This is a genomic window from Nonomuraea sp. 10N515B (genome assembly GCF_052245915.1).
Lineage (GTDB): Bacteria > Actinomycetota > Actinomycetes > Streptosporangiales > Streptosporangiaceae > Nonomuraea.
Genome location: NZ_JBQQBQ010000002.1, coordinates 372,601 through 387,778, shown reverse-complemented (window position 1 = coordinate 387,778; position 15,178 = coordinate 372,601). Strand labels below are relative to the sequence as shown.

Below are 15,178 nucleotides of genomic sequence, written 5' to 3'. Positions count from 1 at the left end.
CCGTGACACGGCACAGAGGAGCGTTACCGACGTGGGCCGCCACTTCCTGCAGATCCCAGGTCCGACCAACGTCCCCGACCGGGTGCTGCGTGCCATCGCCCGGCCCACCATCGACCACCGCAGCCCTGCCTTCGCCGAGCTGGCGCGCGAGCTGCTCGACCGGCTCAAGCCGGTCTTCGGCACCCGCCACGACGTCGTCGTCTACCCGTCGTCGGGGACGGGGGCGTGGGAGGCGGCGCTGGTCAACACGCTGTCGCCGGGCGATCGGGTGCTGGCGTTCGAGACCGGGCACTTCTCGACGTTGTGGTGTGAGATGGCCGCCCGGCTGGGGCTGGTCGTCGACCTGGTGCCGGGCGACTGGCGGCGCGGCGCCGACCCCGCCGCGATCATCGATCTCCTCACCGCCGGCCATGCCGCGGTCATGGTGGTGCACAACGAGACCTCGACCGGGGCGCGCAGCCGCATCCCGGAGATCCGCGACGCCATGGACGCGACCGGGCATCCGGCGTTGCTGCTGGTGGACACGATCTCGTCGCTGGCCTCGATGGAGTACCAGCACGACGAGTGGGGCGTGGACGTCACCGTCGGCTGCTCGCAGAAGGGCCTCATGCTGCCGCCCGGCCTCGGCTTCAACGCCGTCGGCCCGAAGGCCCTGGCACGCCGGGGGCGGTTGCCGCGCTCGTACTGGGACTGGGATGCGATCATCGCCGCCAACCGGCAGGGCTTCTTTCCGTACACGCCGCCCACCAACTTGCTGTACGGGCTGCGCGAGGCGCTGATCATGCTGGAGGAGGAGGGCCTGCCGCAGGTGTTCGCCCGGCACGACCGGCACGCCGAGGCGACGCGGCGGGCCGTGCGGGCGTGGGGGCTGGAGGTGCTCTGCGCCGACGAGCGGGAGTATTCCAGCAGCCTGACGGCCGTGCTGCTGCCCGGCGGGCACGACGCCGACACGGTCAGGAGTCTCATCCTGGAGCGGTACGACATGTCGCTCGGCACCGGCCTCGGCCGGCTGGCCGGCCGCGTGTTCCGGATCGGTCACCTCGGGCACTTCAACGACCTGATGCTGGCGGGCACCCTCGGCGGGGTCGAGATGGGGCTGCTCGCCGCCGGGGTGCCGATCAAGGAGGGCGGGATGCGGGCGGCGCTGGCGTACCTGGAGGAGACCGGATGAGCCTGGCGGGGAAGTTGTCGCCGCTCATCGGCGGCGACGTCAGGGACGATCCCTACACCCGGCACCTCTACTCCTCCGACGCCAGCATGTACGCCATCGAGCCGCTCGCGGTCGCCTTCCCCAGGGACGCGGGCGACGTGCAGGCGCTGGTGGCGGCGTGCGGCGAGCTGGACGTGCCGGTGCTGCCGCGCGGGGCGGGCACCAGCCTGGCCGGGCAGACGGTCGGCGCGGCAGTGATCGTCGACTTCTCCCGGCACATGAACAAGATCCTCCAGATCGACGGCAGGACCGCGCGGGTGCAGCCGGGCGTCGTGCAGGACCAGCTCAACCGGGCGGCCCGCAAGCACGGGCTGATGTTCGGGCCCGACACCTCGACCAGCAACCGGGCCACGATCGGCGGGATGATCGGCAACAACTCGGCCGGCAGCCACTCGGTCCGGTACGGCTCCACGATCGACCACGTCGAGTCGGTGAGCGTGGTGCTCGCCGACGCCACCATGCCGGAGCTGGCCACCGATACCCGGCTGAAGGCGGCGGTGGCCGAGGTCCTGGGCGGAGTGGATCTGACCGGGTTCCCGCGTTTCTGGCGGCACTCGGGCGGCTACCGCCTGGACCGGGCCGCGGACGGGGATCTCACCAAGCTGATCGTCGGGTCGGAGGGCACGCTGGCCGTGGTGACCGAGGCGACGGTGGCCCTGGTGGACCGGCCGCGGGCCAAGGCCATCGCCGTCGGCCACTTCACCTCAACCCCGGCCGCGATCGCCGCCACCGCCGACGCCCTGGCCTTCGACGCCGCCTCGGTCGAGCTCATCGACAAGGCCATCCTCGACCTGTCCCGGCAGCGGGTGGACTACGCGGGGCTCGGCGGCATCCTCCAGGGCGACCCGGAGGCGCTGCTGTTCGTCGAGTTCTTCGGTGACACCCCGGCCGAGGTGGCCGACCGGGTGGACAAGCTGGCCGCCACGTGGAAGGCGAACGGCCATGGCTACCACACGCTCCGAGCCACGGCCGAGCGCGACCAGGCGGCGGTGCTGAAGGTCCGCAAGGCGGGGCTCGGCCTGCTGATGGCCTCCAGCGTGGGCAGCCGCAGGCCGCTGGCGTTCGTCGAGGACACGGCCGTCCCGCCGGAGCGGCTGCTGCCGTACGTCGGGGAGTTCGCCCGCATCCTCGACGCCCACGGGCTGCGGGCCGGGTTCTACGGCCACTGCTCGGTCGGCTGCCTGCACATCCGCCCGTTCGTGGACCTGCGCGCGCCCGGCGAGATCGGCAGAATGCGCGCGGTCGCCGAGGAGATCGCCGAGCTGGCCGCCCGGCACGGCGGCGTGAACTCCAGCGAGCACGGCGACGGGCTGGCCCGCTCGGAGTTCAACCGGCGGTTGTTCGGCGATGAGATCTACGAGGCCATGCGGCGGATCAAGCACGTCTTCGACCCGCGCGGGCTGCTGAACCCCGGCAAGATCGTGGATGCCCCGCCGATGACCGACCACCTGCGCGACCCGGCCGCGCCGGAGCCGCGTCCGCTGCCGACCACGCTGGCCTTCGCCGGCGGCATGCACGCCTCAGCCGACCGGTGCATGAACGTCGGCGTGTGCCGCAAGGACGACTCGGGCGTCATGTGCCCGTCGTACATGGCCACCCGCGAGGAGGAGCACTCCACCAGGGGCCGCGCCAACGCCCTGGTCAAGGCCCTGTCGTCGGCAGATCCCCGGCAGGCGATGGGAGACGACCGGCTGCACGGCATCCTCGACCTGTGCCTGGAGTGCAAGGCCTGCCAGTCGGAGTGCCCGCTCGGCGTCGACATGGCGGCCCTGAAGAGCGAGTTCCTGCACCAATACCAGCAGCAGCACGGCGTGCCCCTGCGGGCCCGGCTGTTCGGCGCGATCAGGACGCTCAACCGCCTGGGCTCGGCCACCGCCCCGCTGTCGAACTGGCTGGCCGGCCCCCTGCGCGGCCCGCTCGGCCTGAGCCGGCGCCGGCCGCTCCCCCGCTTCCGCCGCGACACCCTGCTGCGCTGGCACGCGCGCCGCCGCCCGCCCGCAGCCGGGCGAGAGGTGATCCTGCTCGCGGACTCCTTCACCACCTACACCGAGCCCGGCATCGGGCGGGCCGCCGTCGAGCTGCTGGAGCGCGCCGGCTACCGGGTACGGCTGGCCGCCGAGGGCTGTTGCGGCCGTTCCAGCATCTCCAAGGGCCTGCTCGACCGGGCCAGGTCGATGGCCGAGGCGATGGTCGACCGGTTGTCCGGCTCGCAGGCGCCCATCGTCGGCCTGGAGCCATCCTGCCTGCTGACGCTCAAGGACGAATACCGCGCGCTGCTGCCCCGCGATCCCCGCGTGGCGGCGATCGCGGCCCGCGCCAGGCTCGTCCCCGAGCTGCTCGTCGAGGCGATCGACGACGGCTCACTGGCGCTCGGCGACGCGCTGCGCGGGCGGAAGATCCTCCTGCACGGCCACTGCCACGAGAAGGCCGTCGTCAGCACCGACGCCACACGAGCGCTGCTGTCCAGAATCCCCGGAGCGGAGGTGGAAGAGATCGACGCCGGCTGCTGTGGCATGGCCGGCTCGTTCGGCTTCGAGAGCGAGCACTACGACCTGTCCATGAGGATCGGCGGCCTCCGGCTCTTCCCGGAGATCGCCGCGTCCTCGCCCGACACGCTGCTCGCGGCCACGGGGGTCTCGTGCCGCCAGCAGATCGCCCACGGCGCGGGCCGCACGGCGCGCCACCCGGTCGAGCTTCTCCACCAGGTGATCGACCAGCCATAACGTACGGGGGAGAACGGAGTACGCAGTTGTCCGCAGAGCTCCTGTCCATTCTCGCCCTGATCGTCATGTTCGTCGTGGCCACCCTCTTCCCGGTGAACCTGGGCGCCCTGGCCCTCGTCGGCGCGTTCCTCGTCGGAACGCTGGCCGCAGGCATGGAGACCGACGCCATCCTGGACGCGTTCCCCGGCAGCCTGTTCGTGATCCTCGTCGGGGTGACGCTGCTGTTCGCGATCGCCACCAACAACGGGACCGTCGATTGGCTCGTCCGCGCCGCCGTGCATCTGGTGCGCGGGCGGATCGCGGCCATCCCGCTGGTGGTGTTCGTCATCTCGGCGCTGCTCACGGCCGTGGGCGCGCCGGCTCCCGCGGTGGCGGCGATCCTGGCGCCCATCGCGTTCGGTTTCGCGGCCGACTACAAGATCCATCCGCTGCTCATCGGGCTCATGGTGGCGCACGGGACGCAGGCGGGGGCGTTCTCGCCGATCAGCGTGCTGGGCGGGATCGTCAACGGCGTGACCAGCGACGCGAACCTGCCCGGTAACAATGTGGTGCTGTTCCTGTCGAGCTTCGCGTTCAACGCCGCCGCCGCGCTGGTCGTCTTCTTCATCTTCGGCGGCCCCCACCTGGTACGGCGAGGCGCCGTGGCGGTGCCGGGCGCACCCGCCTCCGGCAACGCACCCGATGCCAGCGGCGCACCCGATACCGGCGGCGCCGCCCCGGCTTCCGCAGCGGCTTCCGCAGCGGCTTCGGCCACCGGGGCGGCGCACGCCACCGGGAGTGCCCGTGTTCCCGCAGGCGGCACCGCTTCCGAGACCGCCGACCCCGGCGCGGCGGCCACGTCGGTCACCACCGCACCCTCACCCGAATCCGGCACCGCAGCCGAACCCGGCACTCGCACGACGACCGAGCCCGAACCCGGCACCCGCACGACGACGGAGCCCGAGCCCGAACCCGGCTCCGTCGGCGGCGGCGGCGGCCTGCGGCTCACGCCGCACCAGGTGCTGACGCTGGCCGGCATCGTCGGGCTCTGCCTGGCCGTGCTGGTGTTCAAGCTCGACGTCGGCCTCACCGCCGTCACCGTGGCCGTCATCCTCTCCCTCGCCTCCCCCAAGGCGAACAAGGGCGCCGTGGAGAGGGTGGCCTGGCCGACCGTGCTGCTGATCTGCGGCGTCGTCACGTACGTCGGCGTCCTGCAGGAGATCGGCACCGTCGACTACGTCGGCACGTCCGTGGCCGCGATCGGCATCCCCCTGCTGGTGGCGCTGCTGATCTGCTACGTCGGCGGCGTCGTGTCGGCCTTCGCCTCGACCGTGGGCATCCTGGGGGCGCTGGTGCCCCTGGCCGTGCCGCTGCTCGGAACGGGCGCCCTGGGACCGGTCGCGATGATCGCGGCGCTGTCGGTGTCGTCGGCCATTGTGGATGTCAGCCCGTTCTCCACGACGGGCGCGCTGCTGGTGGCCAACGTCAGAGGCATGCCGCAGGACCTGTTCTACCGCCGGCTGCTCGCCTACGGCGCCGTCATCGTCGCGGTGGGCCCGCTCGCGGCCTGGGCCGTCCTGGTCGCCCCCGGCTGGCTGGGCTGATGTCGTCTCCCCTGGTCACATCGCGTAAAATCGTTTCACAGCATAGGGGACCTCATACGATATGATCACTTTGGTCCCGGTGCACGTCGCTCGTGCTCCGCGCACCAGACGAGGAACGATGTCGAGCATCAAAGAGGTTGCCCGGGTCGCCGGGGTCTCCGTCGGCACCGTGAGCAACGTGCTCAACCGGCCCGACATGGTGGCACCTGAGACCCGGCAGCGTGTGCAGGCCGCGATCGCGCAGCTCGGCTACGTACGCAACGGCTCCGCCCGCCAGTTGCGGGCGGGGCACAGCCGGACGATCGCCGTGGTGGCGCTCGACCTGGCCAACCCCTTCTTCATCGACGTGCTCAGCGGCGTGGAGACCGCCGCGCAGCGCGACGGCCTGACCGTGATGGTGTTCAACAGCAGCAAGGACGCCGAGCGCGAGGCCAGGTTGCTGGAGATGCTGGAGGAGCAGCGTCCCCTGGGCGTGCTCATCACCCCGGTGAACGACCGCGGCCAGGAGGAACGGCTGGACCGGCTGGTCTCCCGCGGCATCCCGGTGGTGTTGTTCGACAACTCCTCGCGGGTCGGCCACGGGTGCGCGGTGGCGGTCGACGACGTGCTCGGCGGCCGGCTGGCCGGGCTGCACTTGCGCGAGCGGGGGCACCGCCACATCGCCTTCGCAGGGGGGCCGTTCACCGTCCGGCAGGTGGAGGACCGCCGCGATGGGCTGGCGAGCGTGCTCACCCCGGCCGAGCAGCTGACCGTGATCCCGTTGCCCGACCTCAACGTCGCCACTGGGCGTACGACGGGCCAGGAGATCGCCGCCCTGCCCCGGTCGGCGCGGCCCACCGCGGTCTTCTGCGGCAACGACCTGGTCGCGCTGGGCCTGCTGCAGGAGCTGACGCTGCGCGGCCTGCGGGTTCCCGACGACGTGGCGATCCTCGGCTACGACGACATCGACTTCGCGGCGGCGGCCGCGGTGCCGCTGTCGTCGATCCGGCAGCCGCGCGAGCAGCTCGGCCACACCGCCGCGCTGATGGTGCTGGAGGAGGCCGACCAGTTGTCCGGCCACCAGCATCGTCACGTGATCTTCCAGCCTGAGCTGGTAGAACGCTCCTCCACCGCTCAGCTGCGCCCCTCCCGCGAGGCGGCGAACGCGGCCCGCTGACCGGCACTCAGGCCGGCCGGACCAGCGGACCGACCGGGCGGGCCGATCAGGCGGGCCGATCAGGCGGGGTCGTCGTCCGCGCGGTCGAGGCGCTGATACAGGCCGTAGACGAAGCGGGCGCGGTAACGCGTGCCCTCGTGGGTGAAGCCGACCGTCCAGTGCTGCGGGGCCGAGCCCTCGAGGTGGCAGGCTCCGGGGAACGCCTCGCCGACGTCGGCGACGACGCAGCTCCAAGGGACCAGATCAGCGAACGACAACGGCCTGGCGCCGCCCGGCCGCACGAACCACTGGTTCCACACCTCGCCTCCGGGGCCGAGCAGCACCTCGAACCTCAGCTCAGGCCAGGAGGGCAACCTCCAGTGAGCCACGTCGCAGGTCAGGCTGCCGACCTGGTGCACGCCCTCGTACGCGGGCGGGCCGAGCGCCATCCGGAACAGTGAACGTCCTTTCGGCGCCCTGCCGGAGTGGGCCATCGCCGTCCATTGGGTGTGCGCGGCACGCAGCTCCGCCCGGGTGGCGCCCATGACTTTGAGCGCGTCCTCGACCTTCGCGGCCTCCAGGTCGCGCATCCTGTGCATCAGGGCCAGCTCGAACTGGCGAACCCCGAATCTCACGGGCCCATCACCCCGGCGGCCATGATGTCACGGGTCTCGGCGCTCGCGCCGCCGCCTGCCTCAACAGCCATGGCGTCGCCGGTGGATTGACGCTTTCTGGACGAGCCTTGATACGTTGGGGACAGGTGTGCCGGGAAGTCTGGTCGGCGATTCTTTGTCCCGTTTGCCGGAAAGGACCCTTTGTGCACACCCGAGACGTGCTCGCCGACATCCCGATGATCGCGCCGTGAGCGTACTGTCCTGGATGAGCGTGGCGGTGTTCCTGGCCGCGTACACGCTCATCGCCACCGAGAAGATCCATCGGGTCGCGGCCGCGCTGGGCGGCGCGGGGATCATGCTGCTGATCCACGCCACCGGCGCGGAGGCCGCCTTCTTCTCCGAGCACGCCGGCATCGACTGGAACGTCATCTTCCTGCTGCTGGGCATGATGGTCATCGTCGGCGTGCTGAAGGAGACCGGCGTCTTCGAATACCTGGCCATCTGGGCCGCCAAACGCGCCAAGGGGCGGCCGTTCCGATTGATGGTGCTGCTGGTGCTCATCACGGCGGGCGCGTCGGCCCTGCTGGACAACGTGACCACGGTGCTGCTGATCGCGCCGGTGACGTTCCTGGTGTGCGAGCGGCTCGCGCTGCCGGCCGCCCCGTTCCTGATCGCCGAGGCGATGGCGTCCAACATCGGCGGCGCCGCCACGCTGGTCGGCGATCCGCCGAACATCATCATCGCCAGCCGTGCCGGACTGACCTTCAACGACTTCCTCATCCACATGGCGCCGCTGGTGATCGTCCTGATGGCGGTGTTCATCGGGTTGTGCTGGTGGATGTTCGGCCGCGGGTTCCGCTACGACGCGGACCGCGCTCAGGAGATCATGTCGCTGGACGAGCGGGAGGCGATCTCCGACCGGCGGCTGCTGTGGCAGTCGCTGGCCGTGCTGGCGCTGGTGATGGCGGCGTTCGTGCTGCATCCGGTGCTGCACTACGAGCCGTCGGTCGTGGCGCTGCTGGGCGCGGGAGTGCTGGTGGCGGTGACGAAGGTACGCACCGAGCAGGCCATCGCCGAAGTGGAGTGGCCCACGCTGGTGTTCTTCGCCGGACTGTTCGTCATGGTGGGCGCCCTGGTCGAGACCGGCGTCATCGGCGCGCTGTCCGAGGCCGCGGTCGCGGCGACCGCCGGGCGGCTGGAACTGGCCACGATAGGGCTGCTCGGCGCCTCGGCCGTGCTGTCGGCCATCGTGGACAACATCCCGTACGTCGCCACGATGAGCCCTATCGTCGAGGGGCTCGTCGAAGCGAACGGCGGCGACGACGTGTTGTGGTGGGCGCTGGCCTTCGGCGCCGACCTGGGCGGCAACGCCACCGCGGTCGGCGCCGCGGCCAACGTCGTGGTGCTCGGCATCGCCGCCCGCAACGGCACCCCGATCAGTTTCTGGCAGTTCACGAAGTACGGCCTGATCGTCACGGCGGTCACCGTCAGCCTGGTGGCGCCGTACCTGTGGTTCCGCTACCTCGTCTGACCGATGCGGGATTCGATGGGCGGGTTCAGGCGGGCGAAGCCCTCCTGGGTCCGGTACGGGTAGTAGGGGTAGGCGGCCGTGGTGGTGCTGGCGGCGTCGAGCCTGGCGACCTGTTCGCCGGTGAGGCTCCATCCGGAGGCGCCCAGGTTTTCGCGCAGTTGCTCCTCGTCACGCGCGCCGACGATGACGGAGGCGACGGTCGGCCGCTGGAGCAGCCAGTTCAGCGCGATCTGCGGGACGGTCCTGCCGGTCTCACCGGCGATCTCGTCGAGAACGTCGACCACCGCGTAGAGCCGCTCGTCGTCGACCGGCGGGCCGAAGGCGGCGGTCCGGTGTAGCCGGCTGCCCTCGGGAAGCGGGCGGCCGCGCCGGATCCTGCCGGTGAGGCGGCCCCAGCCGAGCGGGCTCCACACGAGCGCGCCGACGCCCTGGTCGAGGCCGAGCGGCATCAGCTCCCACTCGTAGTCGCGGCCCACCAGCGAGTAGTAGACCTGGTGGGCCACATAACGCGGGTGGCCGTGCCGCTCGGCGGCGGCGAGCGACTTCATCAGCTGCCAGCCGGAGAAGTTGGACACGCCGACGTAGCGGAGCTTGCCGGCCCGGACCAGGTCGCCGAGCGTGGAGAGCACCTCCTCGACCGGCGTTGCGGCGTCGAAGGCATGCAGCTGGAACACGTCGATGTGATCGGCGCCCAGGCGGCGCAGCGCGCCGTCCACCGCCTGGATCAGCCGGGGCCGTGAGGTGCCCGCCTCGTCCGGGCCGTCACCTGTGGGCAGCCCGGCTTTGGTGGAGATGAGCACGCGGTCCCGCCGACCCTTGATCGCCTGGCCGAGCACCTCCTCGGAGGCGCCGTCGGAGTAGACGTCGGCGGTGTCGAACATGGTGACGCCCGCGTCGAGTGCGATGTCCACGAGCCGCCTGGCCTGCGCCACGTCGGTGGTGCCCCAGGCGCCGAACAGCTCGCCCTTGCCGCCGAACGTCCCGGCTCCGAAGCTCAACGCCGGGACTTTGAGCCCCGACGCACCCAGCTGCCGATATTCCATGATTCCAGTCCATCCTCTTAACGGGTCAACGTTTCCGTTAAGAGAATAGCTCACTAACGGGATATCTGAACCATTAGTAAACGCGGCTCGCCTCGGTGCTGCGGGCCGTGCACACCAACGCCTACGCCTACGCCCGCCTGGCCGGGACCGACGACCAGGCCCGCGACTACGCCAAGGTGTTCGCCTCCACGGTGTTCGAGACCGAGCACCCGGTGGTGCGCGTGCACCCCGAGACCGGGGAGCGCTCGATTCTGCTGGGCGACTTCGCCAAGCGGCTGGTGGGTCTGTCCTCGTCCACGTCGGCCGCGCTCATCCGGCTGGTCCACGGGGCACGTCACCGAGGTGGAGAACACGGTGCGCCGGCGCTGGGCCACCGGTGACGTGGCGGTCTGGGACAACCGGGCCACCCAGCACCGGGTGGTGCACGACTTCGGCGACCGTCCACGCCGCCTGCACCGGGTCACGATCGCGAGCGATGTGCCGGTCGGTGTGGATGGCGGCCCAGCGTGGTGCTGGCGGGCGACGCCGCCGCGTACTCGCCGATCGCCGCCTGACCTCTTCCCGCCAGGGCGAGCCGGCCTCAGCCGACGTGGACGTGCGGGCGGCGTTCCAGGTCGGGCTCGGCCTGGCGGAGCACCTCCCGGGTCAGCGGCGGCACGTCGCCGCCGCCGAAGACCAGGTAACGCAGCATCGCCACGACCGGGTTGCCCTCGGTCCAGTGGAAGTAGATGTGCGGCACCGAGCCGGTGCGATCACGTAGGTACAGCAGGAGCGCGGCCAGCGTGTTGGGGACGGCGGAGCTCTCGATGGTGAGGATCTTGTGGCCGTACCGTTCCTCGCCCTTGACGTGCAGCTCGGTCTCGAACTCCGAGGCGTCCGGCACCGTCACCTCGATGAACAGCATCGGCTCGGAGCTGCGCAGCCGGTGATTGAGCCAGGTCTCGCGCAGCTTGTCGGTGTACTCGGTCTGGTCGCGGGTGTGCGGCTCGTTGGCGATCACGTGCACCTCGCCGCAGGCGTCGTTGACGAACTGTTCGGCCAGCGCGTCCAGGTGCACCTCGGTGACGCGCAGTTCGGTGGAGCGGGTGGCGCGGGAGATCAGCGAGGTGACGATGATGGCCGCGATGAAGAACGAGGCGATCTTGACGCCGTCCGGCCGCTCGATCACGTTGTCCACCAGCGTGTACGCCAGCACCGCCGTGATCGCCGCGTACGCGCCCGCCGCCTTGTGCTGGCCTTTCCTGCGGGCCGACAGCGTCACGGCGACGGCGGCCGAGAGCATGAGCACCAGCACGCCGGTGGCGTACGCGCCGCCCTGGGCGTCCACGTCGGCGTCGAAGATGATCGTGATGGCGAACGCGATCAGCGAGAACACGATCACCAGCGGCCGCACCGCGCCGGTCCACTCCGGCGCCATGCCGTAGCGCGGCAGGTACCGCGGCACCAGGTTGATCAGCCCGGCCATCGCCGACGCGCCGGCGAACCACAGGATCGCGATCGTGGAGACGTCGTAGGCGGTGCCGAACCAGTCGCCCAGGAAATTGTGCGCCAGGTAGGCCAGCGCCCGCCCGTTGGCCTTGCCGCCCTCCTCGAACTCCTGGTGCGGGATGAGCACCGTGGTGACGAAGCTGGAGAAGATCAGGAACACGCTCATGATCAGCGCCGCGACCGTGAGCAGCCGCCGGGTGCCCGCGATCCGCGCCGGGATGTCGCCCTTGACGACCGGCATCACCGCCACACCGGTCTCGAACCCGGACATGCCCAGCGCCAGCTTCGGCATCACCAGCAACGACAACCCGGTCATGGCCAGCGGGCTGCTGAAGTCCAGGCTCAGCGCCCGCTGCCAGTCCACCACGACCTGCGGCGCCTGCAACACGTGCACGATCGAGACCGCCACCACGACCGCGTTCAGCGCCAGATAGACGAACACCAGCAGCACGGCGATGCCGATCGCCTCGCTGAAGCCCAGCAGGAACACCCCGCCGAGCAGGGCCAACAGCACCAGCGTCACCAGCACCCGCTGCCCGGCCAGGGCCTCGGGCCAGAACGGGTTTTCCAGAATGTGCGCGGTCGCGTCGGCCGCCGACAACGTCATCGTGATCACGAAGTCGGTGGCCGCGAAGCCGAGCAGCGCCAGCACGAACAGCTTGCCCCACCACTGCGGGGCCAGCTTCTCCAGCATCGCGATCGAGCCCTGCCCGTACGGGCTCTCGGCCGCGACCCGCCGGTAGACCGGCAGCGCGCCCAGCAGCGTCAGCGCCACCAGCAACAGCGTGGCCAGCGGCGAGAGCAGCCCGGCGGCCAGCGCGGCGATACCCGGCTGGTAGCCCAGCGTGGAGAAGTAGTCCACGCCGGTCAGGCACATCACCCGCCACCAGGGGTGCTTGACGTGGGGACCGTGCTCGATCTGCTTACGGTCGGTCTGCAGGCCCTGGAGCAGCCAGGAGCGCAGCGTCCCTTCCGTGGCAGCTGGCCGTTTCGCCAGCACCATAACGGTCACCCTTCACCAAAACCCCACAAAGACGCATCGCACCCTATCCACGGCAGAGCGGAGTTTCATCAGGTCAGGGCGTCAAGAAAACGTATATATCCGCATCCGGGCGCGTTGAGTCGCCGCCCGGCTGGAACGCCACGTCCAGCGCGAACCCGTTTACTCGGCACGCTCCGCCGAGCCCGAGACGCCGTGCTCGGCGAGGGTGGGCTGCTCTCCCTCAACGACACCGTGCTCGGTCAGGGCGGGCTGCTCCCCCTCGGAGACGCGGTCCTTGGCGAGGGCAGGCTGCTCGATCTTCGGCTGGACCCGCTCGGCGTCGGCCGTGGCGGGCCCAACGGCGGGTTCAGTGGTGGGCTCAGTGGCGGGCTGCGCGGTCTCGGCCGGTGTGCCGGGTTGCGCCGCCCGGTCGAAGAAGCGCAGCAGCTCTACCGGCAGCGGCATGATCAGGGTGGAGTTCTTCTCGGCCGCCACCTCCACCACCGTCTGCAGCAACCGCAGCTGCAGCGCGCCCGGCGTCTTCGACATGATGCCCGAGGCGTCGGCGAGCTTGTGCGCGGCCAGCAGTTCGCCGTCCGCGACGATCACCCGGGACCGGCGCTCCCGTTCGGCCTCGGCCTGCCGGGCGATGGAGCGCTTCATGCCCTCGGGCAGCTGAACGTCCTTGATCTCCACCCGGTCGATGTGGATGCCCCAGCCGAGCGCGGGGCTGTCGATCATGAGCGCGAGGCCCTTGTTGAGCTCCTCGCGGTTGGTCAGCAGATCGTCCAGCTCGCTCTTGCCGATGATGGACCGCAGCGAGGTCTGCGCCACCTGCTCGACGGCGAACAGGTAGTTCTGCACCTCGACGGCGGCCCGCATGGGGTCCTGGACCTTGAAGTAGGCGACCGCGTCGACGCGTACGGAGACGTTGTCCCTGGTGATGCCCTCCTGCGTCGGTACGGGCATCGTGACGATCTGGACGTTGACCTTCCGCATGCTGTCCACGACGGGGATGAGGAATCTGAGGCCCGGTTGCCGGATCTGCGGCTGCGCCCTGCCGAAGCGGAAGACGATGCCGCGCTCGACCTGGTTGACCACCCTCACCCCGGTGACCGCGAGCAGGAAGAGCAAGAAGGCGATGACTCCGAGCACGATGTTGATGTCCATGGCCGTGTCCCTTCTTTATCGAGCCTAGTCCCGAATTCAGCTGGTACGGGTGGCGAGGACCGTAGCGATGGCGTGCTCCGTCGTGACGTACGTGGGCAGCCGGGCGTCCACCCCGGTGATGCGCAGCAGGCGAGCCGGGGCGCCCTTGGCGGCGGCCAGGTGCGCGTCGGCGCCCTCGTCGGCGCAGGTGCGGGCGCAGGCCAGAAGGACGTGCAGGCCGGAGCTGTCCAGGAAGGACAGCTCGGCCAAATCGAAGATCACATGGTCGCCGGGGCGGCGGATGCGTTCGATGTAGTCCGCGAGCTGGGCGCTGTTGGTCCGGTCGACCTCGCCGGCGAGGGCGATGACGCTCATGCCGGGAAGATGCTGATGAGTCAGGGTTAACGGGGCCATTCAGCGGGCCGGTTGCCTTTCCCTGCCCAAGTGCCCCAGGCTCCGGACACCCGTGGTGGGGTCACGGCGCAGGTGCAGGCTCAGCAGCGACCCGAGGCCGGTCTGCTCGAGGCCGACTCCGTCGCACAGGTGCTGGATCACCCACAGGCCGAACCCGTGCGCGCCTGTCGGGTCGATCCGGGCGGTGGCCAGGTGGTCGGCCGACAGCCGGCCGGCGATGTCGAGGATCTCCACGGTGATCCCCTCGTGGGTGCCGCGCGCGGTGACCAGCCCGACCGCTCCCCCGTGGTCGAGCACGTTGGTGACCGCCTCGTTGACGGCCAGCACCAGGTGATCAAGCCGCTCACCGGCGAGGCCCGCGTGCCGGCCGCTGACACGTACCAGGTCGCGGATGAAGACTAGGTCGTCGCTGACGGGACAGCGCAGCTCGAACTGCACGCTCATGATCGTCTCGCCCACCGGATTGTCGGGGATGGAAGGTGCGGGCGCTGTCCCTCTATCCCAGGGACAGATCGCCAAACGGGGCTCCTGGACAGCTCGTACTGTCGCCGTTCTCGGCTTTTGTGACGCAACTAACAGGACACCGTCTCTTTAACAAGAGCCCAGTGTCCTGTTAATGTCGTCATCGTGGGTGACAGCGGGAGCGTGCCCGACCAGGCGTTCGAACGCGCCCGGCGACCGGAGCACAAGCAGCAGCGGCGCGAGGCGATCCTCGCGGTGGCGCGCGAACTCGCCATCGAGTCAGGGGTGCGTGAGGTCAGTCTGCGCAGGGTCGCGGCAGAGGTGGGGCTGGCCAAGTCCAACGTGGTGCGATACTTCAGCACCAGGGAGGAGATCTTTCTCGAGCTGACCGTGGAGAGCTGGCGGGACTGGGCGGACGACGTCCTCGGACGCCTCCGGGCTGGCGACGACGTGATCGACGCGCTGACGGAACCACTCGCCGCGCGCCCGCTCTTCTGCGACCTGCTCAGCCAGCTGGGGACGGCCCTGGAACACAACCTCTCGGTCCCGGCGGCCCTGACCTTCAAGGTCACGGTCCTGGACATCACCGGCGAGCTCGGCGCGGCGATCGCACAGGCGCGCCCCGACCTGACGCAGGACGAGGCCGAGGAACTGGTGGCGCGGGCGACAGGCTGCGCGGGCACGTACTATCCCGCCGCCAACCCGCCCCCCACCTTGGTCGAGCTCTACCGGCAACGCCCCGACCTCGCCGCCACGTGCCCCAAGCTGCTGCCCACCCTGAAACGCACCCTGGCAGCGCTCGCCGCCGGTCTGCCCACCTTGCGTCCCTGACGCACCTTTCTAA

General features: G+C 70.4%; 13 protein-coding genes. 7 read left to right on the top strand and 6 right to left on the bottom strand.

The window, feature by feature from the left end; all coding sequences use genetic code 11:
- The first annotated feature begins 31 nt into the window (after positions 1-31).
- The 4 genes from ACTWQA_RS04180 (at position 32) to ACTWQA_RS04165 (ending at position 6,672) form a co-directional block, all read left to right on the top strand.
- The gene (locus tag ACTWQA_RS04180; protein WP_443157965.1) at positions 32-1,171 is read left to right on the top strand and encodes a pyridoxal-phosphate-dependent aminotransferase family protein; all 1,140 of its coding nucleotides are present in this window, start codon (positions 32-34) and stop codon (positions 1,169-1,171) included.
- Entirely contained in the window at positions 1,168-3,933 is a 2,766-nt protein-coding gene (locus ACTWQA_RS04175) for an FAD-binding and (Fe-S)-binding domain-containing protein (protein ID WP_443157964.1), read from the top strand. Before ACTWQA_RS04180 ends, ACTWQA_RS04175 begins: the two co-directional genes overlap by 4 nt.
- A gap of 26 nt (positions 3,934-3,959) precedes the next feature.
- A complete protein-coding gene (locus ACTWQA_RS04170) occupies positions 3,960-5,516 on the top strand; it encodes an SLC13 family permease (protein ID WP_443157963.1) in 1,557 nt (518 codons plus the stop codon).
- 118 nt (positions 5,517-5,634) lie between these two features.
- Entirely contained in the window at positions 5,635-6,672 is a 1,038-nt protein-coding gene (locus tag ACTWQA_RS04165) for a LacI family DNA-binding transcriptional regulator (RefSeq protein WP_443157962.1), read from the top strand.
- 59 nt (positions 6,673-6,731) lie between these two features.
- Here ACTWQA_RS04165 and ACTWQA_RS04160 read toward each other — a convergent pair whose 3' ends face one another.
- Complete coding sequence (locus ACTWQA_RS04160; protein WP_443157961.1) at positions 6,732-7,286, bottom strand: hypothetical protein; 555 nt, start codon at positions 7,284-7,286, stop codon at positions 6,732-6,734.
- A gap of 226 nt (positions 7,287-7,512) precedes the next feature.
- Between ACTWQA_RS04160 and ACTWQA_RS04155 the strand changes: the two genes are divergently transcribed.
- Positions 7,513-8,796 carry an SLC13 family permease gene (locus ACTWQA_RS04155; RefSeq protein ID WP_443157960.1) on the top strand — a complete coding sequence of 428 codons (1,284 nt, stop codon included), beginning with the start codon at positions 7,513-7,515 and terminating at the stop codon, positions 8,794-8,796.
- On the opposite strand, the gene ACTWQA_RS04150 is transcribed toward ACTWQA_RS04155, so the two are convergent.
- Positions 8,784-9,839, bottom strand: a complete 1,056-nt coding sequence (locus tag ACTWQA_RS04150; RefSeq protein ID WP_327582559.1) for an aldo/keto reductase — start codon at positions 9,837-9,839, stop codon at positions 8,784-8,786. The genes ACTWQA_RS04155 and ACTWQA_RS04150 overlap by 13 nt on opposite strands.
- Positions 9,840-9,934: 95 nt before the next feature.
- Between ACTWQA_RS04150 and ACTWQA_RS04145 the strand changes: the two genes are divergently transcribed.
- A complete protein-coding gene (locus tag ACTWQA_RS04145) occupies positions 9,935-10,219 on the top strand; it encodes a TauD/TfdA family dioxygenase (RefSeq protein ID WP_443157959.1) in 285 nt (94 codons plus the stop codon).
- 200 nt (positions 10,220-10,419) lie between these two features.
- Here ACTWQA_RS04145 and ACTWQA_RS04140 read toward each other — a convergent pair whose 3' ends face one another.
- The 4 genes from ACTWQA_RS04140 to ACTWQA_RS04125 form a co-directional block, all read right to left on the bottom strand.
- Positions 10,420-12,330 carry an amino acid transporter gene (locus ACTWQA_RS04140; protein WP_443157958.1) on the bottom strand — a complete coding sequence of 637 codons (1,911 nt, stop codon included), beginning with the start codon at positions 12,328-12,330 and terminating at the stop codon, positions 10,420-10,422.
- Positions 12,331-12,489: 159 nt separating this feature from the next.
- Positions 12,490-13,479, bottom strand: coding sequence for a slipin family protein (locus tag ACTWQA_RS04135; protein WP_443157957.1), 990 nt, complete (start codon positions 13,477-13,479; stop codon positions 12,490-12,492).
- Between the two features lie 36 nt (positions 13,480-13,515).
- A complete protein-coding gene (locus ACTWQA_RS04130) occupies positions 13,516-13,872 on the bottom strand; it encodes an STAS domain-containing protein (RefSeq protein WP_443157956.1) in 357 nt (118 codons plus the stop codon).
- Positions 13,873-14,316 carry an ATP-binding protein gene (locus ACTWQA_RS04125; RefSeq protein ID WP_443157955.1) on the bottom strand — a complete coding sequence of 148 codons (444 nt, stop codon included), beginning with the start codon at positions 14,314-14,316 and terminating at the stop codon, positions 13,873-13,875.
- Positions 14,317-14,499: 183 nt separating this feature from the next.
- On the opposite strand from ACTWQA_RS04125, the gene ACTWQA_RS04120 reads away from it, so the two are divergent.
- Positions 14,500-15,165 (top strand): TetR/AcrR family transcriptional regulator, encoded by a 666-nt coding sequence (locus ACTWQA_RS04120; RefSeq protein ID WP_443157954.1) that lies wholly within the window; start codon positions 14,500-14,502, stop codon positions 15,163-15,165.
- Positions 15,166-15,178: the final 13 nt, after the last annotated feature.